The following is a 20,100-nucleotide window of genomic DNA, read 5'->3' as shown; positions in this document are numbered from 1 at the left end:
CTTTAGGTTCTTAGGCATTTTTTACTTTTGCAATATCAACTGGTGTTAATTTTCCATTTGCAGTTTCCATTGCTCTTGCTAATGCATTAGCTGTATCAAGTGATGTTAAACAGTTGACACCTGTCTCAATAGCGTTTCGTCTAATTAAGAATCCATCTCTTGATTTATCTCCACCTTGTGTTGGAGTATCGATTACCAAATCAATCTTGTGTCCTAAAATCAAATCCATAACGTTTGGTGATTCCTGAGAAATCTTATTGATTCTAAGTGCCTCAATACCATTATCATTTAAATATTTTGCAGTACTTCTTGTTGCGTAAATCTTATATCCTAAATTTGCAAATCTTCTTGCAACTCCTACTGCTTCTTCTTTGTCAGCATCTTTTACTGTCATAATCATTTGTTTATGTTTTGGTAAAACAACACCTGCACCTAAGAATGCTTTATATAATGCTTCATTAAAGTCTTTTGCAATACCTAAACACTCACCTGTAGATTTCATTTCTGGTCCAAGTGAAATCTCAGCTCCTCTTAATTTTTCAAATGAGAATACTGGCATCTTAATTGCAATATAATCTGCTGTTGGTGCTAATCCTGGCTCATAACCTAAACTCTTGATTGTCTCTCCTAAAATAACTTTTGTAGCTAAATCTACAATTGGTATACCTGTTACTTTACTGATATATGGTACAGTTCTTGATGAACGAGGGTTAACTTCGATTACATAAACCTCATCATCCATATCAATAAACTGAATATTTATCAATCCTTTTACGTGTAAGGCTTTTGCTAAACGTTTTGTATATTCTACAATCGTATCTCTAACCTTATCTGTAATTGTTGGTGCTGGATAAACAGAAATTGAATCACCTGAGTGTACACCTGTTCTTTCAATGTGTTCCATAATACCTGGAATCAATATGTCTTCTCCATCACAAACTGCATCAACTTCGATTTCTTTTCCTTGTAAGTATTTATCTACAAGAATTGGGTGATCCTGTGCATATCTATTAATGATACCCATATATTCTTCGATTTCTTCGTCATTGAAAGCAATCTGCATACCTTGACCACCTAAAACGTATGACGGACGAACTAATACAGGGTAGCCTAATCTATTTGCAACTTCTTTAGCCTCATCTGCTGTAAATACTGTTCCGCCTGCAGCTCTTGGAATCTGTGTCTTTTCAAGTATTTCATCAAAAAGTTCTCTATCTTCTGCAGCATCTACATCTTCTGCTTTTGTTCCAAGAATTTCTACACCCATTTTCATAAGCGCCTCTGTTAATTTGATAGCTGTCTGACCACCAAATTGAACAACTGCTCCGTCTGGTTTTTCGATGTTTACGATACTTTCTACATCTTCTGCTGTTAATGGTTCAAAATATAATTTATCCGCTATATCAAAGTCAGTTGAAACTGTCTCTGGGTTATTGTTTACGATAACAGTTTCCCATCCTTCTTTTGCGAATGCCCATGTACAGTGAACTGAACAGTAATCAAATTCTACTCCTTGACCAATTCGAATTGGACCTGAACCTAGTACTAATACTTTCTTCTCTGGTTTTGTCTCCACTGCTTCGTTTTCACTACCGTATACTGAATAGTAGTATGGTGTCTCAGCTTCGAATTCAGCTGCACATGTATCAACCATCTTAAATGCTGCCACAATGTTGTTATCATAACGCATCTGTCTGATTTTTTCTTCATCAATCTTAGTTAACTCAGCAATTACATTATCTGGGAATTGAATTCTTTTTGCTTCTTTTAAAAGTTCAACTGTCAATTCTTCTTTTTCTAATTTATTTTCCATTTCAACAAGAATTGCAATTTTATCGATAAACCAAAGATCAATTTTTGTAATTTCATGAATTTGTTCATAGCTGATTCCTTTTCTTAATGCTTCAGCAATTACCCAAATTCTTCTATCATCAACTAATTTTAACTGTTCTAAAAGTTCTTCTTTTGAAAGCTTTGTAAAATCATATGATCTCATTGAATCAACATGTTGTTCAAGTGATCTGATAGCTTTCATTAAGGCGCCTTCAAAGTTATCACAAATACTCATAACTTCACCTGTTGCCTTCATCTGAGTTGTAAGTGTTCTCTTAGCTGTTATAAATTTATCAAATGGAAGTCTTGGAATCTTAACTACACAGTAATCAAGCATTGGCTCAAAACTTGCATATGTTTTCTTTGTGATTGCGTTTTCAATTTCATCTAGATTGTATCCTAAAGCAATTTTAGCTGTAACTTTAGCTATCGGATATCCTGTTGCTTTTGAAGCAAGAGCAGATGATCTTGATACACGAGGGTTAACTTCGATTACACAATACTCAAATGAATCCGGATTTAATGCGTACTGAACGTTACATCCACCTGTAATTTTTAACTCATCTATAATGTTTAATGCAGAGCTTCTAAGCATCTGGTATTCTTTATCTGAAAGAGTCTGTGAAGGTGCAACTACAATTGAATCACCTGTATGTACACCTACTGGATCGATGTTTTCCATGTTACAAACTGTTATACAGTTTCCGTTTGCATCACGCATAACTTCGTACTCTACTTCTTTCCATCCAGCGATACAGCGTTCTACAAGAACTTCTCCAACACGACTCAATCGTAAACCGTTTGTCAAAATATCAACAAGTTCCTGTTCATTATTAGCAATTCCACCGCCGCTTCCTCCTAATGTAAAGGCAGGACGAAGTACTACTGGGTAACCAATTGTGTTTGTAAATTTAATACCATCTTCAACATTTTTTACTACTAAAGATGCTGCAACTGGCTCACCAATTTTTTCCATTGTATCTTTAAAAGCTTGTCTATCTTCTGCTTTGAAAATAGTTTCAGCTGTTGTTCCAATTAATTTTACATTATGTTCTTCAAGAAAACCTGACTCAGCAAGTTCCATACCCAAGTTTAAACCTGCTTGTCCACCTAGTGTTGGTAAAATACTATCTGGTTTTTCTTTTATAATTATTTCTTTTAAAACTTTTAAATCAAGTGGCTCAATGTATACCTGATCTGCAATCTCTTTATCTGTCATGATTGTAGCAGGATTTGAGTTTACTAAGCAAACTTCGATTCCTTCTTCTTTAAGTGATCTACATGCCTGTGTTCCGGCATAATCAAATTCGGCAGCCTGTCCAATAACGATTGGGCCTGATCCTATAACTAAAACTTTTTTTATTGCATTATTCTTTGGCATTATTTTTCTCCTCCCATCATATCAATAAATCTATCAAATAAATATGATGAATCTTGTGGTCCTGGACAAGCTTCTGGATGAAATTGAACTGTAAAAATATTTTTTCCTACATAACTTAAACCTTCGTTTGTTCCGTCGTTTACATTAACAAAAGCAGGTTTTGCAATTTTTTCATCTAAAGTATCTGTATCTACAACATATCCATGATTCTGAGAAGATATATATACTCTTCCTGTTGCTAAATCTTTTACAGGATGATTGCCACCTCTGTGACCATATTTCATCTTATGAGTATCTGCACCTGTTGCTAGAGCCATAAGCTGATGTCCTAAACATATAGCAAAAATTGGAATGTCAGAATTATATAATTTTTTAATTTCTTCAATAATTGTTTTACAATCTTTTGGATCTCCAGGTCCATTACTTAACATAATTCCGTCTGGATTAGAATTTAAGATTTCTTCGGCTGTAGTGTGTGCTGGATAAATAACAACTTCACATCCACGTTCATTTAAAGATTTGGCAATATTTTTCTTGGCTCCAAGATCTAATAAAGCTACTTTTTTTCCATTGCCTTTTAAAATAGATTTTTCTTTACATGTCACTTTAGAAACAACATCACCTGTGTGATATTCTTTTAATTTAGGAATAATTTCATCAAGATTATAATTTTCATTAACTGTAAATAAACCGTTCATTGTACCTTTTTCACGAAGGATTTTAGTCAATGCACGAGTATCAATACCTGTTATACCATGAATATTATTTTTCTGCAGGAAGTCCTGAATGGTACCTTCCGAACGGAAATTACTAGGAATTCTAGACAACTCCCTTACTACATACCCCATTGGCCATGGTTTTTTAGATTCCATATCAGGAGTAATTCCATAATTACCAATTAAAGGATATGTCATCACAACTGCCTGGCCTGCGTATGACGGATCTGTTAAAACTTCTAAATATCCTGTCATCGAGGTATTAAACACTATCTCACTAATTACATCCTGTGTAGAGCCAACATTTTGTCCCTCGAACACAGTTCCATCCTCAAGTATCAAAAATGATTTCATTTCTTTCCCTGCCCTTCATTCCATTGTCTAAATCTTGGCAAAAAAAAAGAGGGAATCTCTTTTTTTGCTTAAAAAATTTTTCTTGTTCATACTTAAATTGTAAAAATCTTATCACACAATGTGGTTTTTTTCAAGTCATATTTTTAGAATTTATTTTCATAACTTTATTAATGATACTTATAATTTAAATTCTATAATAAAAAAACTAAACTATCACCTATATTTCAGGTATAGCTTAGTTTTTTAATCTATAAATATACAGAACACATTGCAACAAATATTATAGAGATAAACATTATTAATGTTCCAACGCCAAACATTGCTGGATTAAATTCTTTTTTTTCATATACTACATTATTTGGCGTTACATTTAATGGCTTATATAATCTAATAAAGGGATACATTACACCAGTTTCATTTTTTACTTCTAAATATCTTTTCCCTAAAAAATAATTTTTTAAATTCATTCTGGTTAAATTGATTTTTATACAGCCATCTCCTGGACGATTTTTCACAAATTTTTCTGCCATGTTTAATAGGTTCTTTCCCAAACCTAAATTATTATAATTTGGAGAAACCATAAGCATTGTAACATAATTGTACATATCAACCGCTATTACTGCTACTATTTCGCCAACTGAATTTAAAGTTCCAAAAATTGTTAATTGGCCATTTATAACTTGATTTTCAAAACTATCTTCATTAGCATATTGCAAGAAATAATCTCTATTCACAACGCTTTCAAAATTAGGGTTAAATGTATATTGATAAACATCTCTTGCAAATCTTACAGCCACCCTTGCTTCATTTGGATTAAATCTTCTTGTTATCATAAAAATCCTCCTTCAACCTCTCTATAAGTCCACTATATCTTTTTTGTTGCGACACGTTTTTAACCATCATATCAAAAGTTTTATCATTTCCAACTATTGTAACACATTTTTTTGCTCTAGTAACTGCTGTATATAATAAATTTCGATTCATCAGCATTGATGGTCCTGTTAATAACGGAATGACGATAGCTGGATACTCTGATCCTTGTGATTTATGAATCGTAATTGCGTATGCTAAATCTAATTCATCTAGCATTTTATACGGATATTCTACTGTTTTATTATCATCAAAAATAATAGTCATTGTGTCTGTGTATTCGTTGATTCTTTCTATTTTTCCAACATCACCATTAAAAATCCCTGTTCCTTTATCTATTGCCAATCCATATTTTGATTTTATTTCCCACTCCATTTGATAATTATTTTTCATTTGCATAACTTTGTCGCCTTCTCTAAAAATCCTACCATTATGCTCTTTTTCACTTTTTTTATCTGATTGTGGATTAATATAAGCCTGCAAAATCCCATTTAATCTTTCAACACCTAATAATCCCTTTCTCATAGGCGTAAGGACCTGTATATCATACGAAGTAGCATCAACATATTTTGGAAGCTTTTGAATAATAAGTTGAAGTGTAACATTTATTATCTTTTCCGCCTCATATCTTTTCAAGAAAAAGAAATCTTTGCTCTTATTATCTAACAGAACCATTTCGCCTGCATTAATCTTATGTGCATTAACAATTATATCTGAAGTACTTGCCTGTCTGAAAATCTTTGTTAAAGCAACTGTTTTAAAACAATTTGAATCAATTATATCTTTTAAAACACTGCCTGGTCCAACACTAGGGAGCTGACTAACGTCTCCAACCAAAATCAAACGCGTCTGACCTGGAATTATAGCCTTCAGCAAAGCATTCATAAGATTGATATCAACCATCGACATTTCATCAATTATAATCACATCAGCTTCAAGTGGATTATCTGAATTCTTTTCAAACGTTGTAGCGCCCCCAACTCCTCCATTTAATTCTAACATTCGATGAATTGTTTTTGCTTCAAATCCTGTAGTCTCACTCATTCGTTTTGCCGCTCTTCCCGTTGGAGCCGCTAAAAAAATATCTAATCCATTCATCTCAAAATATTGTATTATTGAATTAATTGTAGTTGTTTTTCCTGTACCTGGTCCACCTGTTATTACCAACAAGCCATTACGTGCTGCAGCTCTTACTGCATCTTTTTGCGCTTCATCTAGAGTCATCTTCGTCTTCTTTTGGATTTCTTCTAAATCTTTTTCAAGCTCTATCTCTGATACTTCGTAATAATCATTTATCCCTTTTAGCATTCGCGCAGAATTAGCTTCCATGTAGTAATATGGTGCATAAAAAACTTGTTTGTCATCATTTTTGTCTGTAATAACAATTTTTCTTTCTATGGCCAAGTTCATGATATTGGTTTCTATTTGTTCCTGACTAACATTTAAAACATTTATACTCTGTTCTATTAATTCATTAAACGGAAGATACGTATGCCCCTCTAATGAAGCTTGCTGTAAAGTGTATAATACTCCACTTTGAACTCTAAAATCAGAATCAGGCTTAATTCCTATCTTACTTGCAATTAAATCTGCTGTTTTAAAACCTATTCCTCCAATATCTTCTGATAACTTATATGGATTTTCTTTTAAAATCTTAAAAACATCCTGCTTATATGTTTTATATATTTTTACAGCCATAAGAGTTGATATGCCATATTTTTGAAGATAAATCATCGCTCTTCTTAAATCTTTACGCTCATTAATCTGATTTGCGATATCCATTGCCTTTTGCTGACTAATACCCTTTATTTCTGCTAATCTTTCTGGTTCTTCTTCTATTATTCTAAAAGTATCTTCTTTAAATTTTTTAACTATTCTCGAAGCCAATGCCTTTCCTAAACCTTTTACTGCACCAGAACCAAGATATCGCTCTATACTCACGATATCTTCTGGATCCTTGTGTTCATAGGATGTTGTCTTAAATTGTTCCCCGTAAGTAGAATGTTTTATAAATTCACCTACACACTCTATATTTTCGCCTTCAGATATATCTGTAAATATTCCAACGCAAGTCACTTCTTCTCCATCACTTACTAAAACTAATACAGTATATCCGTTTTCTTCATTACGAAAGATTATATGATCTACATATCCACTTATAGTTTCCAATTAATTTTTCCTTTCCGAATAGTCAAATTATTTCATTTAAAAAACTTCCCTCGACTTACGCCAAAGGAAGTTTGCAACTCTAATCTATCATTTTATATCATAGTTACGTTTCATCTGTTCATACAACTGATTCGTATAATTCTCACCAATCTGATCAACAACTTCATCTGCTAAAAGTTCAATAGTCTTATCCATAAACATATCTTTATACTGAGACATCGATTTATCTTCTGATTCATCATTTGTGAATGTTTTTTTCATTTCTTTTAAAATTTGTTCAACAAAATATGATTCAAAATCTTTTATAACCTGCTTCAGTTCTTGTTCACTAGATTCTGAGGAAATATTCTTTGCTGAATTAGCAAGCTTATCAACGTTCGAAGAGGTCAAACTATTATTAGCTGTGCTCAACATTGATGCATTTGAGCTATTTGAAATATTAGAAATATTCATACTTCATTGCCCCCTTTATCTCTTCAGGTTATTAGCTGTATCAAGCATTGAATCCGCTGTAGTAATTGCTTTAGAATTTAATTCATATGCTCTTTGAGCTATGATAAGATTAACCATCTCATCTGCAACTTGAACGTTTGAACCCTCTAAATAATTCGCCAACACTTTTGATGTTTTTAGACCTTGAACCACACCTTCTTGAAGTGGTTGGCCCGAAGCACCTGTCTGTTGTAACAAACTATCCGAAATTTTCTCTAAACCAGCCGGATTATTAAACTGATATACACCAAATGAAATTCCCATATCGACTTTAGAACCATCCGGATTTACATATGCAAATCTGCCTGTCTGTGACACTTCAATTGAATCAGCTGGCACACCATTTGGAACATAAATTGGATTACCGCCCGCATCAAGCACTGCCTGACCACTATGATCAGTCAGCATCACTCTTCCATCACCTGTTGTATTCCAAGTAAAGTTACCATTCCTCGTATAGTATGTTTGACCATCAATTCCTCTTACTGCAAAAAAACCTTGACCATCTAAACAATAATCTGTCTTGCTTTCACTTGCCAACATAGCTCCTTGTGTGTACATAGACGTTGTAGCTGCCACTCTAGTACCTAACCCCACTTGAGCGCCGACTGGCTTATTGTCTCCATTTGCAGTTGTTGTTTTGGTTTGAAGAGTCTGATATAAAAGTGATTTAAACTCTGTTCGCTCCGTTTTAAAACCATTTGTATTAACGTTAGCTAAATTGTTAGATATTGTATCTACGTTTGTCTGCTCAGCAATCATACCACTAGCAGCCGTATATAATGCTCTCATCATAGGCTTTTCTCCTTACCAGATATCCGTTTGAAATCAAGTGCTAAATTAAGACACCTTACCAACTTCATTACATGCTTTTTCCAAAGTAGAATCTTCTGTTACAATTAACTTTTGTCCAGCTTCATATGCTCTTTGTATCGTAATCATATTAACCATCTCCGATACTACATTAACATTAGAGGCTTCTAGTGTACTCTGACGAACTTTCGCCGTAGTCTGAATGTGATTACCTCCATCAACAAGATTATACAAATTCTCTCCATATTTCTCTAAGTAATCATAATTATCAAAATCAGTTACTCCTATATTTGCAACCATTTGTCCATTTTGATAAATCTGCCCTAACGTATTTACAGCATATGTAGCATTTGGATCTATTCTAATATAATTATTTGGAGAAGGATTACCTGTAGAAGCTCCTGCTTGATTTAATACATAATCTCCATCCTTAGTCATAAGATAACCCTCTGTATTAACTACAAACGCTCCATCTCTTGTATACTTAACCGAAGTATTTCCTTTCTTGTCGGTAAATGCAATAGCAAAAAAGCCTTTTCCGTCTAGTGCAAAATCAGAAGCATTATTAGTAATGATAAAGCTTCCCTGATCATAGTCCGTATAGACCTGTCCAAGATGCACACCAAACGTAATCTCACCTATCTTTTTAGGTAATGCATATTCTGATGTATCTTTCAATTTAACAGCCATTTCATCTGCGAATGTTCTAGAAGTAGTGCCTTCTTTTTTGTAAGCTGTCGTCTGTGCATTAGCCAAATTATTGGCCATAACATCTAATCGACGCATCTCATTTACCATACCCATGTGCGCAGTATAAAGTCCTTTTACCATCTCGAAGCTCCTTACATAAAATTATAAATTATAAATAAACAAACCATTTATATAAGCAACAAATGTAATAAATAATTCATATACTTATATATTAAGTACTATATTTATACTGTATCTTCTTACTATATCGGAGCCACAAAACAAAAAAATTAATTATCCTATGTACATATATCTAACCTTATCAGCTCAATTTTGGCATTCATTCAACAACAAACCCACCGCCTATTAACATAGCCGGTGGAATTATCATCTTTTCAATATTCAATTATAAAATAGTATTAATAATACTGAAATTTCTTTTATAAAAACTTAATCTTTTTTATGAAAAAATTAGAATTTCTCTCCTAATAATTCAACGTATTGACCTGTACCGATAGCTACACATGTCATTGGATCATCAGCAGTCATTGTGTGGATACCTGTTCTATCCTCAATCAATTCCTCTAAGCCTCTAAGCAATGCTCCACCACCTGTTAATACGATACCTCTATCAGCAACGTCAGCTGCTAATTCAGGTGGAGTTTTCTCTAATACTGTGTGTACAGCTTCTACGATATTTAAAGTAGCTTCTCTTAAAGCTTCTTCTGTTTCTTCTGAACTTACTGTAACTGTTCTTGGAAGACCTGTAACAAGGTTACGACCTCTTACCTCCATTGTTTCAGGTTCAGCAAGTGGGTAACAAGTACCAATCTTAACCTTGATGTTCTCGGCTGTTCTCTCACCGATTAATAAGTTATGTTTCTTACGCATATATCTAACGATAGCTTCATCAAAGTTATCACCAGCAATCTTAATTGATGTACTTACTACTGACTCTCCTAATGAAATTACAGCAATATCAGCTGTACCACCACCGATATCTACAATCATGTTTCCACATGGTTTAGAAATATCAATACCAGCTCCAATTGCAGCTGCAATTGGTTCTGCTATAATTCTTACTTCTCTTGCTCCTGCTTCTGAAGTAGCTTCTTCTACTGCTCTTCTCTCTACTTCTGTAATTGCAGAAGGTACACAAACTGCTACTCTAGGTTTACGGAAGCATCTCTTTCCAACAGCTTTTTGAATGAAATGTTTAATCATTTTTTCTGTTGTATCATAATCTGAGATAACACCCTGTCTTAATGGTCTTGTTGCAACTACATTACCTGGTGTTCTACCAATCATAAGTCTGGCATCTTCACCATATTTTAAAATCTTTCTAGTACTTCTATCTATTGCAACTACTGAAGGCTCTTTTAAAACTACGCCTTTTCCTTTTACATATACTAAAATACTCGCTGTTCCTAAATCAATTCCTATATCTGTTCCGACCATTTTATAGCCCCTTTCTAACTTTATCCAAATTTATCTTATATATTCCATATATTTTTAAGAAGTTTGCATTGTCCTATAACAACACCAAAATATTATCAATATCTCTCATACATAAATTATATCTACTTTAATATGCATTTTCTTACTAATTGCCAGTCTTTACTGTGCTCATTCTTCTTATATACGGAAAATCTATGCTATCAATTTTACATATACAATAACCATTATATACGATTATAATTTTTTTTCAAATAATTTTTTTTATTTATTTGAATTTTTAAAATTTGTTCACATTTACAAAATATACGATAGCTCTTTTATCATATTTGAACAAACTTATCACTCGACTATTCAATCTATTATTTTAAATATGGCTTTAAAAATTGTCCAGTATAGGATTCCTCTACTTTACATATCTCTTCTGGGGTACCCGTTGCCACTACCTGACCGCCGCCTTCGCCGCCTTCAGGTCCCATATCAATAATGTAATCTGCCGTCTTTATCACTTCAAGATTATGTTCAATAACAATTACAGTATTTCCACCCTCTGATAGTTTTCTTAAAATTTCTACCAATTTATGAACATCTGCAAAATGTAAACCGGTTGTTGGTTCATCAAGAATATATATCGTTTTTCCGGTACTTCGTTTACTTAATTCAGTTGCCAACTTAACTCTTTGGGCTTCTCCACCTGATAATTCTGTAGATGGTTGTCCTAATTTTATATAAGATAAACCAACATCATAAAGGGTTTGTATTTTCGAATGAATTCTTGGTACGTTTTTGAAAAATTCCAATGCTTCTTCAACTGTCATATCTAAAACATCATAAATACTTTTTCCTTTATATTTTATCTCTAACGTTTCTCTATTGTATTTTTTTCCACCACAGACTTCGCAAGGAACATACACATCTGGTAAAAATCTCATTTCAATTTTTAATATTCCATCTCCACGACATGCTTCACATCGTCCACCTTTTACATTAAAACTAAATCTTCCTTTTTTATATCCGCGTGCTTTTGCTTCTGCTGTTGCTGCAAAAAGATCTCTTATTATATCAAATACTCCTGTATACGTTGCAGGATTAGAACGTGGTGTTCTTCCTATAGGAGACTGATCAATATCTATTACTTTGTCGAGTTGCTCGATTCCTTCGATTCCATCGTGATCACCCGCTATAGTTCTTGCACGATTCAGTGATTTTTCAAGGTGTTTATATAAAATTTCATTAGTTAATGAACTTTTTCCAGAACCTGAGACGCCAGTTACACAGGTAAGTACACCAAGTGGAAAATCAACATCGATATTTTTTAAATTGTTCTCACGAGCTCCTTTTACAGTAATCCAGCCTGTAGGTTCTCTTCTTTCTGATGGAACAGGTATTTTTATTTTTCCACTTAAATACGCTCCAGTTATTGAATCTTTATTATTAATAATGTCCTCATATGTACCTGTCGCCACTATTTCTCCACCATGAACACCTGCCTTAGGTCCTACATCAACTATGTAGTCTGCTGCTTTCATGGTATCTTCATCGTGTTCTACAACAATCAACGTATTACCTAAATCTTTAAGATTCATAAGCGCCTTTAATAGTTTTTCGTTATCACGTTGATGCAAGCCTATACTTGGCTCATCTAAAATATATGCGACTCCAACCAATCCAGAACCTATCTGTGTTGCAAGTCTTATTCTTTGGGCTTCTCCACCTGATAAAGTGCTTGCAGTCCTAGCTAATGATAAATAATCTAGTCCGACTTCCTTTAAAAAACCAACTCTTGCTTTAATTTCTTTAAGAATCTGATTTCCTATCAATTTCTGTTGTTCGTTTAATTGTAATTCATCTAAATATTTAACCAAATCTTTGATTGAAAGACATGTCATTTCATAAATATTCTTATCGCCTACAGTTACAGCAAGTGAAGACTCTTTTAGTCGTTGTCCTTTACAAGTTTTACAAGGAGTGATTCTCATAAACTGTTCGTATTCAGCTTTCATAACATCTGAACTTGTCTCTCTGTATCTTTTTTCAACATTATTAACAAGCCCTTCCCATACTAAATCATAAACGCCTTCACCTCTTTGGCCTTTGTAGTGAACCTTTAAAACTCTTCCGTCTCCACCTTTTATAAACATTGTTCTAATTTCTTCTGGTAAGTCCTTGTATGGAGTATCCAACGAAAAACCGTATTCTTCTGACAAAGCTTTCAATGTTGCATAGGAGTAACTTTTAGGATCGTTTGACGACTGCCATCCCATTACTTGAACTGCCCCTTCACTAAACGACAAATTTTTATCCGGAATCATTAAATCTTCATCAAATTCCATTTTATATCCTAAGCCGTAACATGTTGGACATGCACCAAATGGATTATTAAATGAAAAGCTTCTTGGTTCAACCTCATCAATACTTATTCCGCAATCTGGGCACGCAAAATTCTGAGAAAAATTAAGATATATATTTTCACCATCTTTTCCTCCAAGAACTTCAACTACTGCAATTGATTCTGTTAAATGAAAAACAGTTTCTAGTGAATCTGTTAATCTTTTTTCAATTCCTTCTTTTACAACTAATCTATCTACTACAATTGAAATGTCGTGTTTTTTATTCTTTTCAAGTTCAATAACTTCTGATAAATCATATAATGAACCATCTACTATCACTCTAACGTATCCACTTTTTTTGGCTTTTTCAAGTAATTTCTGATGGGTTCCTTTTCTACCACGTACCACTGGTGCCAATAATTGAATTTTACTTCTTTCTGGCAATTGCATAACTGAATCTACCATCTGATCAATTGTCTGTTTTTTTATTTCTCTGCCACATTTTGGACAATGAACAACACCAATTCTTGCATATAACAGCCTAAAATAATCATAGATTTCTGTTACTGTTCCAACTGTTGAACGTGGATTTCTGTTAGTTGTTTTTTGATCAATTGAAATAGCTGGTGGCAATCCCTCTATTTTTTCTACATTGGGCTTTTCCATTTGACCTAAGAATTGTCTTGCATATGAAGAAAGCGACTCCATATATCTTCGCTGGCCTTCTGCATATATTGTATCAAATGCAAGTGATGATTTTCCTGAACCAGACAAGCCTGTAAAAACCACAAACTCATCTCTTGGAATATCAACACTTATATTTTTTAAATTGTGTTCTTTGGCTCCTCTTATTTTTATTAATTTTGGTTTACTCATTTTCTTTCCTTCCTATGTTCTGAGTTATGAATTTAGCATCTTTTTTAATTTTACAATCTGATCTCTGTATTCTGCTGCTGCCTCAAAATTCAATTCTGCTGCTGCCTTTTTCATTTTCTTTTTGATATCTGCTATTAATTTTTCAAGTTCTTTATCATCCATTGATTCAGGATCCTTTGAAAAATTAAGTTCTTCTGCGGCCACTCTCTTAGAAATCGAGATTAAATCTCTTACTTCTTTTTTTATAGTCATCGGCGTAATGTTATGTTCTTTATTATATGCCATTTGTATTTTTCGTCTTCGTTCTGTTTCATCAATGGCAACTCTCATCGAATCAGTGATTTTATCCGCATACATTATTACATGTCCTTCACTGTTTCTAGCAGCTCTACCAATCGTTTGAATAAGTGATGTTTCTGAACGTAAAAAACCTTCTTTATCTGCATCTAATATAGCTACCAACGTAATTTCTGGAATATCTAATCCTTCTCTTAAAAGGTTAATTCCAACTAAAACATCAAAAACATCTAGTCTTAAATCTCTTATTATTTCTGCTCTTTCAAGAGTATCAATATCTGAATGTAAATATTTAACCCTTATTCCAACTTCTGTCATATATTGTGTTAAATCTTCCGCCATTCTCTTTGTAAGAGTCGTTATCAAAACTTTATGCTTATTGGCAACTTCTTTATTTACTTCAGAAATCAAATCATCTATCTGGCCCTCGACCGGACGTACCGAAATTTCTGGATCTAATAGACCTGTTGGCCTAATAATCTGTTCAGCTCTAAACAATTCATGTTCTTTTTCATAAACATTTGGCGTAGCTGACACAAATAACATTTGACTTATCTTGCTCTCAAATTCTTCAAAATTTAAAGGTCTATTATCAAGTGCCGATGGTAAACGAAAACCATAATCAACAAGTGTCTGTTTTCTTGATCTATCTCCAGCATACATTCCTCTAACCTGTGGTATTGTAATATGTGACTCATCAACTATTATCAAAAAATCATCTGGGAAGTAATCCATTAGAGTTTCTGGCATTTCGCCTTCTTTTCTACCTGCTAAGTGACGTGAATAATTCTCAATCCCACTACAAAAGCCCGTTTCTTTCATCATTTCCACATCAAAATTAGTTCTTTCTGCTATTCTTTGAGCTTCAATTAATTTATCTTCTCCCTTAAAAAATTTAACACGTTCTTGCATTTCTTGTTCAATTTTATCACAAGCAACTAACATCTTTTGCATAGGAACTACATAATGTGAAGCTGGAAAAACTGCAGCATGTTTCAACACTGCTTTAATCTCTCCTGTCAAAACATCCACTTCTGTTATTCTATCTATTTCATCTCCAAAGAACTCAACTCGTATTGCTGTATCCGTTGCGTCTGCCGGAAAAATTTCAAGTACATCTCCATGAACTCTAAATGTACTCCTTTTAAAATCCATTTCGTTTCTTGTATACTGTATGTTTATTAATTCTTTTATTACGTCATCTCTATCTTTTTCCATTCCTTCACGCAAAGATACCATCATATTCATATAATCATCCGGACTACCAATTCCATAAATGCACGAAACTGATGCAACAATTATTACATCTTTTCGTTCTGCTAATGCAGCCGTTGCTGACAATCTAAGTTTATCTATTTCATCATTAACTGCTGAATCCTTTGCAATATAGGTATCGGACTGTGGAACATAAGCTTCTGGTTGGTAATAATCATAATATGATACAAAATATTCTACTGAATTTTCTGGAAAAAATTCTTTCATCTCGCCATATAACTGTCCGGCAAGCGTTTTATTATGAGAAATAATTAAGGTTGGTTTGTTCAATTGTTCTATCACATTTGCCATTGTAAATGTCTTTCCAGAACCAGTTACACCCAAAAGAGTTTGAAATTGATTTCCCTCTTTAAACCCTTTAACTAATTGTTCGATTGCCTGCGGTTGGTCCCCTGTAGGCTTGTATTTTGAATGCAATTTAAAATCCATCTCTTAATCACCCTCCGAAATCATATTTAGGTTCAGTATAGCACATATAACATTTACGAACAATAGTTTGCGGTAGCTTAGACTACTACTCGTTAATACCTGTAACAGCTGATTATTTCATTAGAAAAACACTGTAGAAATATCTTGTACCGACCTCCAATCGTTAGTTTTTGTTCAAACTTTTGGGGGTCAGTACATCTCATTGATATTCTACAGTGTTTATAACTTTTCTATATTTCTTGTTGCAACTATATCAACTCCCGTATCACAAACATTCTTTATAAGTATATCTCCTATTTTAACAGGAGCTTTTACTCTTGCAGAATCAATTTCCTTCATGCAATCCATTATTCGTGATTTTGGTATATTGCTTTTGGTTTTTACTGAAACTCTTGGTTTATCACCTTCTAAAACAACAATCGTTGAAGTTACAGTTCTCTCTGGATTTATCACTTCGTTTCTTGCATATTTATCTCCTATTGCACAGGTGTTACCTTGGACTGATTTTACCTCTTTTTCATCTAATTCAACTGTAATTTGACAGCCCATTGGGCATCCAATGCAAGTTAATTCTCTCTTTTCCATAGCATTTTTTCTCCCCTTATTCATCTTCAATTTTTACAGTTATCGTTTTTAATTCAGGTTGTTCCTTTAATTTATTTTTTACTAGAATAACTTGTTCCATTTCTCCGGGTGCCATTATTTTTTTCTTGTTATGCATAATGCGCTCATTGTCAAGATATACGCTTACATATGCACCTTTATATACCTTGCCAACTCTAAATCTTACAGTAAGCATATCTTCCATTCTATCTACATTTATTGTAGATGGGACTGTATAACGAACACCTTCTATTGCTTTAATTTCTACTGAATTGTTATTATTATTTATTTGCTCACCTTTAACATATTTTGCGGCGCTTTCACCTGCTTTTTTTGCTTCCTCTGATACATAATCAACTAAGTCATGCACATGTAACACATTTCCACATGCAAATATTCCCTCTATGTTTGTCTCTAGACTTTCATTTACGATTGGGCCATTTGTTAGTGAATTCATTAAAACTCCAGCATTTCTAGAAAGCTCATTTTCTGGAATCAAACCACATGATAAAAGCAATGTATCACAAGTATATCTTTCTTCAGTACCTTTTATTGGTTTTCCATGATTATCTACTTGCGCTATTGTAACTGCTGAAACTCTTTCTTTTCCTTCTATATCAACAACTGTATGAGACAACTTTAATGGAATATTAAAATCATCTAGGCACTGAACTATATTTCGTTTTAAGCCTCCTGAATATGGCATTAATTCTGCAACGAGCTTTACTTTTGCACCTTCTAGAGTCATTCTTCTTGCCATGATAAGTCCTATATCACCTGATCCTAAAATAACTACTTCCTTGCCAGGCATATATCCTTCAATATTTACAAGTCTTTGCGCTGTTCCTGCCGAAAAAATACCTGCTGGTCTATAGCCCGGAATATTAAGTGCTCCTTTTGGTCGTTCTCTGCATCCCATTGCTAAAATAACTGCTTTTGCTTTTATCTTGAAAACTCCATCCTCTCTATTCATTGCAGTTACAATTTTATCCTTAGAAATATCCATAACCATTGTGTTTAATTTATATGGTATTTTTTCTTTATATAATTTTTCCATAAATCTGTATGCATACTCTGGACCTGTTAATTCTTCTTTAAATGTATGAAGTCCAAAACCATTATGAATACACTGATTTAAGATACCACCTAATTCTTTATCTCTTTCTAAAACTATTATATTTTCTACGCCGGAACATTTTGCAGATACTGCTGCCGCAAGTCCTGCAGGACCTCCTCCAATTACAACGATATCATATTCTTTCATCTGTCTTCCCCCTTTGTGCGACCAAATACAATATTTGATTTACCACCGCTTTTGGTTATGTTTTCATAATCTAAACCTAATTCACGATTTATTATTTCCATCGTCTTAGGTGAGCAAAAACCTGCTTGGCATCTTCCCATTCCAGCTCTTGTTCTTCTTTTTACCCCATCTAGTGATCTAGCACCTAATGGTCTATGGATTGCATCTATTATTTCACCTTCCGAAATCGATTCACATCGACAAATTATATTTCCATATGCTGGTTGTTTTTTTATCAATTCATTGCGTTCATCCATTGATAATGTGCTTGGATTTAAAATACCACGTCTAGTTTTTTTCCAATTTGGTTTTTCTTTTAAATATAATTTTTCTTTAAAAATGTTTCCAACCATTTCTCCAATTGCAGGGCTACTTGTCAATCCCGGTGATTCTATACCAGCGCAATCAATAAAATTAGGTGCGTCTTCCACTTCTCCTATGATAAATTCGTGATTATCTTCATGCGCTCTTAGTCCTGCAAAACTTGTTATAACTTTTTTAAGTGGTAAATTTTTGACATGATCATTAGCCTTTGTTATTAAATCGCTTATTCCTTCTGCTGTCGTGTTGACTCCTTCCCTGTTTTCTATATCAACAGCTGTTGGTCCAACAATTAAATTTCCGTGTATGGTTGGTGAAACTAAAACTCCTTTACCAAGTGCTGTTGGCTGTGGAAAAATTGTATGTGTTACATGTCCTCCTACTTCTTTATCAAGCAAACAGTAATCTCCACGTCTTGGTGTAATTTTTATTTTTTTACTACTTACCATATTATGGATTACATCTGCGTACACTCCAGCGGCGTTTACAACATAACGTGTTTTATATTCTCCATTATTTGTTTTTACATGATAAATTCCTTCTATATCAGAATATATTTTTTCAACCTGAGTGTTAAAATAAAACTCAACACCATTTTCATTTGCGTTCTCTGCCATAGCAATATTTAATTCAAATGGGCAAATTATTCCACCAGTTGGAGCATATAAAGCAGCTACAGCATTATCTGAAATATTTGGTTCCAATTTCCTTAGTTCTTCTTTATCTATAATTTTAAGTCCTTTGACATTATTTTCGATTCCTCTATTATATAAATCTTTTAAACCTTCTTTTGTCTCTTCATGAATACATACAACAAGCGAACCATTTCTTTTAAATGGAATATCCAAATCTTTACATAGTTCGTCCATCATTTCATTTCCTCTTACATTTAGTTTTGCCATTAATGAGCCAGCTTTTGCATCGAAGCCAGCATGTACTATAGCACTATTTGCTTTTGATGTACCACAACATACATCTTCTTCTTTTTCTAATACACATATATCTAAATCATATTTGGATAACTCTCTAGCAACGGCAGCTCCCGTTACTCCTGCGCCAATAATTATAACGTCTTTCATGCCCTTCTCCTTTCAAAAAAGGAGCCAACAATCTAACCTACCTTGCGGTAAGTTAATAATTGTTTGACTCCAATCTCCACAATTTAATATTAATTTTTAAGCAAATGGTATTACGGAATATAGCAAAACAGCTGCAATTCCGCCCAATACTGGTGCCACAACCGGAATCCATGCATAACCCCAATCTGCATCTCCTTTGCCAGGAACTGGTAAAACTGCATAAGCAAGTCTAGGTCCAAAATCTCTGGCTGGATTCATAGCATATCCTGTCAAACCTCCAAGTGACATACCAATTGATACGATGATAGCGTAAACAAGTAAATAATTTAATCCGACTTTATCAGCACCACTGACTTGTCCTATTCCTTTAATTGCAAATAATAAAACGAATCCACATACAAATTCTGAACAAAAATTCAAGAACGTATTACGTATTGTTCCACCAGTCGCAAAACAACCTAATTTAACGCTTGGATCATCTGTTGCTTTAAAATGATCATAGAATAATAAAATAACAATTGCAGCACCGATAAATGCGCCAATAAATTGTCCTAAAAGATAATAAGGAATATCACTTGTTTTTACAGATCCTTCTACTGCAAGTGCTAATGTAACTGCTGGATTAAAATGTGCTCCTGTTGTTTTGCCAAAAATAAATGCTGGCAGCAAAACTGCAAGTCCCCAAGCAAGTCCTGTCTGCACTGTTCCTCCGCCTTTTTGCCCTGACTTATTAAGAGAAACATTACAATTAACGCCGTTACCTAATAACAATAACATCGCCGTGCCAATCATTTCACAAATAAATATTCGCATA

General features: G+C 33.7%; 14 protein-coding genes. All 14 read right to left on the bottom strand.

Annotated elements, in window-relative coordinates; translation table 11 throughout:
- Window positions 1-10: 10 nt before the first annotated feature.
- The 14 genes from carB to BLV79_RS03990 all read right to left on the bottom strand — a co-directional run bounded on the left by carB (window position 11) and on the right by BLV79_RS03990 (window position 20,099).
- Window positions 11-3,214: a carbamoyl-phosphate synthase large subunit gene (carB, locus tag BLV79_RS04055; protein WP_074716371.1), complete on the bottom strand. Its 3,204-nt coding sequence runs from the start codon at window positions 3,212-3,214 to the stop codon at window positions 11-13.
- Window positions 3,214-4,284 carry a carbamoyl phosphate synthase small subunit gene (locus BLV79_RS04050; protein ID WP_074716369.1) on the bottom strand — a complete coding sequence of 357 codons (1,071 nt, stop codon included), beginning with the start codon at window positions 4,282-4,284 and terminating at the stop codon, window positions 3,214-3,216. The genes carB and BLV79_RS04050 overlap by 1 nt, the downstream gene beginning before the upstream one ends.
- 248 nt (window positions 4,285-4,532) lie before the next feature.
- Window positions 4,533-5,117, bottom strand: a complete 585-nt coding sequence (locus tag BLV79_RS04045) for a GNAT family N-acetyltransferase (protein WP_074716368.1) — start codon at window positions 5,115-5,117, stop codon at window positions 4,533-4,535.
- Window positions 5,098-7,323: an SF1B family DNA helicase RecD2 gene (recD2, locus tag BLV79_RS04040; RefSeq protein WP_074716367.1), complete on the bottom strand. Its 2,226-nt coding sequence runs from the start codon at window positions 7,321-7,323 to the stop codon at window positions 5,098-5,100. Before recD2 ends, BLV79_RS04045 begins: the two co-directional genes overlap by 20 nt.
- Before the next feature lie 87 nt (window positions 7,324-7,410).
- On the bottom strand, window positions 7,411-7,776 hold the full coding sequence (locus tag BLV79_RS04035; protein ID WP_074716366.1) for a hypothetical protein: 366 nt from the start codon (window positions 7,774-7,776) through the stop codon (window positions 7,411-7,413).
- Between the two features lie 15 nt (window positions 7,777-7,791).
- The gene (locus BLV79_RS04030) at window positions 7,792-8,610 is read right to left on the bottom strand and encodes a flagellar hook-basal body protein (RefSeq protein WP_074716365.1); all 819 of its coding nucleotides are present in this window, start codon (window positions 8,608-8,610) and stop codon (window positions 7,792-7,794) included.
- Between the two features lie 45 nt (window positions 8,611-8,655).
- A complete protein-coding gene (locus tag BLV79_RS04025) occupies window positions 8,656-9,459 on the bottom strand; it encodes a flagellar hook-basal body protein (RefSeq protein ID WP_074716364.1) in 804 nt (267 codons plus the stop codon).
- Between the two features lie 330 nt (window positions 9,460-9,789).
- Entirely contained in the window at window positions 9,790-10,776 is a 987-nt protein-coding gene (gene mreB / locus BLV79_RS04020; protein WP_022748438.1) for a rod shape-determining protein, read from the bottom strand.
- Between the two features lie 359 nt (window positions 10,777-11,135).
- Entirely contained in the window at window positions 11,136-13,979 is a 2,844-nt protein-coding gene (uvrA, locus tag BLV79_RS04015) for an excinuclease ABC subunit UvrA (RefSeq protein WP_074716363.1), read from the bottom strand.
- 24 nt (window positions 13,980-14,003) lie between these two features.
- The gene (uvrB, locus tag BLV79_RS04010; protein WP_074716362.1) at window positions 14,004-15,980 is read right to left on the bottom strand and encodes an excinuclease ABC subunit UvrB; all 1,977 of its coding nucleotides are present in this window, start codon (window positions 15,978-15,980) and stop codon (window positions 14,004-14,006) included.
- 219 nt (window positions 15,981-16,199) lie between these two features.
- Window positions 16,200-16,565 (bottom strand): DUF1667 domain-containing protein, encoded by a 366-nt coding sequence (locus tag BLV79_RS04005; protein ID WP_074716361.1) that lies wholly within the window; start codon window positions 16,563-16,565, stop codon window positions 16,200-16,202.
- Window positions 16,566-16,581: 16 nt separating this feature from the next.
- The gene (locus tag BLV79_RS04000; RefSeq protein ID WP_074716360.1) at window positions 16,582-17,847 is read right to left on the bottom strand and encodes an NAD(P)/FAD-dependent oxidoreductase; all 1,266 of its coding nucleotides are present in this window, start codon (window positions 17,845-17,847) and stop codon (window positions 16,582-16,584) included.
- Complete coding sequence (locus BLV79_RS03995; RefSeq protein ID WP_074716359.1) at window positions 17,844-19,286, bottom strand: NAD(P)/FAD-dependent oxidoreductase; 1,443 nt, start codon at window positions 19,284-19,286, stop codon at window positions 17,844-17,846. The genes BLV79_RS04000 and BLV79_RS03995 overlap by 4 nt, the downstream gene beginning before the upstream one ends.
- Window positions 19,287-19,382: 96 nt before the next feature.
- Window positions 19,383-20,099: an MIP/aquaporin family protein gene (locus BLV79_RS03990; RefSeq protein WP_074716358.1), complete on the bottom strand. Its 717-nt coding sequence runs from the start codon at window positions 20,097-20,099 to the stop codon at window positions 19,383-19,385.
- Window position 20,100 lies beyond the last annotated feature (1 nt).

Origin of the sequence: Lachnobacterium bovis DSM 14045, assembly GCF_900107245.1 — a bacterium.
Lineage (GTDB): Bacteria > Bacillota > Clostridia > Lachnospirales > Lachnospiraceae > Roseburia > Roseburia bovis.
Note: the sequence above shows the minus strand (reverse complement) of the source record. Positions and strands in the feature narration are given on the sequence as shown.

Excerpts from the sequence above, each read along its gene's own strand:
- carB (WP_074716371.1), bottom strand. The coding sequence starts at position 3,214 with ATGCCAAAGAATAATGCAATAAAAAAAGTTTTAGTTATAGGATCAGGC.
- BLV79_RS04050 (WP_074716369.1), bottom strand. The coding sequence starts at position 4,284 with ATGAAATCATTTTTGATACTTGAGGATGGAACTGTGTTCGAGGGACAA.
- BLV79_RS04045 (WP_074716368.1), bottom strand. The coding sequence starts at position 5,117 with ATGATAACAAGAAGATTTAATCCAAATGAAGCAAGGGTGGCTGTAAGA.
- BLV79_RS04035 (WP_074716366.1), bottom strand. The coding sequence starts at position 7,776 with ATGAATATTTCTAATATTTCAAATAGCTCAAATGCATCAATGTTGAGC.
- BLV79_RS04030 (WP_074716365.1), bottom strand. The coding sequence starts at position 8,610 with ATGATGAGAGCATTATATACGGCTGCTAGTGGTATGATTGCTGAGCAG.
- BLV79_RS04025 (WP_074716364.1), bottom strand. The coding sequence starts at position 9,459 with ATGGTAAAAGGACTTTATACTGCGCACATGGGTATGGTAAATGAGATG.
- mreB (WP_022748438.1), bottom strand. The coding sequence starts at position 10,776 with ATGGTCGGAACAGATATAGGAATTGATTTAGGAACAGCGAGTATTTTA.
- uvrA (WP_074716363.1), bottom strand. The coding sequence starts at position 13,979 with ATGAGTAAACCAAAATTAATAAAAATAAGAGGAGCCAAAGAACACAAT.
- uvrB (WP_074716362.1), bottom strand. The coding sequence starts at position 15,980 with ATGGATTTTAAATTGCATTCAAAATACAAGCCTACAGGGGACCAACCG.
- BLV79_RS04005 (WP_074716361.1), bottom strand. The coding sequence starts at position 16,565 with ATGGAAAAGAGAGAATTAACTTGCATTGGATGCCCAATGGGCTGTCAA.
- BLV79_RS04000 (WP_074716360.1), bottom strand. The coding sequence starts at position 17,847 with ATGAAAGAATATGATATCGTTGTAATTGGAGGAGGTCCTGCAGGACTT.
- BLV79_RS03995 (WP_074716359.1), bottom strand. The coding sequence starts at position 19,286 with ATGAAAGACGTTATAATTATTGGCGCAGGAGTAACGGGAGCTGCCGTT.
- BLV79_RS03990 (WP_074716358.1), bottom strand. The coding sequence starts at position 20,099 with ATGCGAATATTTATTTGTGAAATGATTGGCACGGCGATGTTATTGTTA.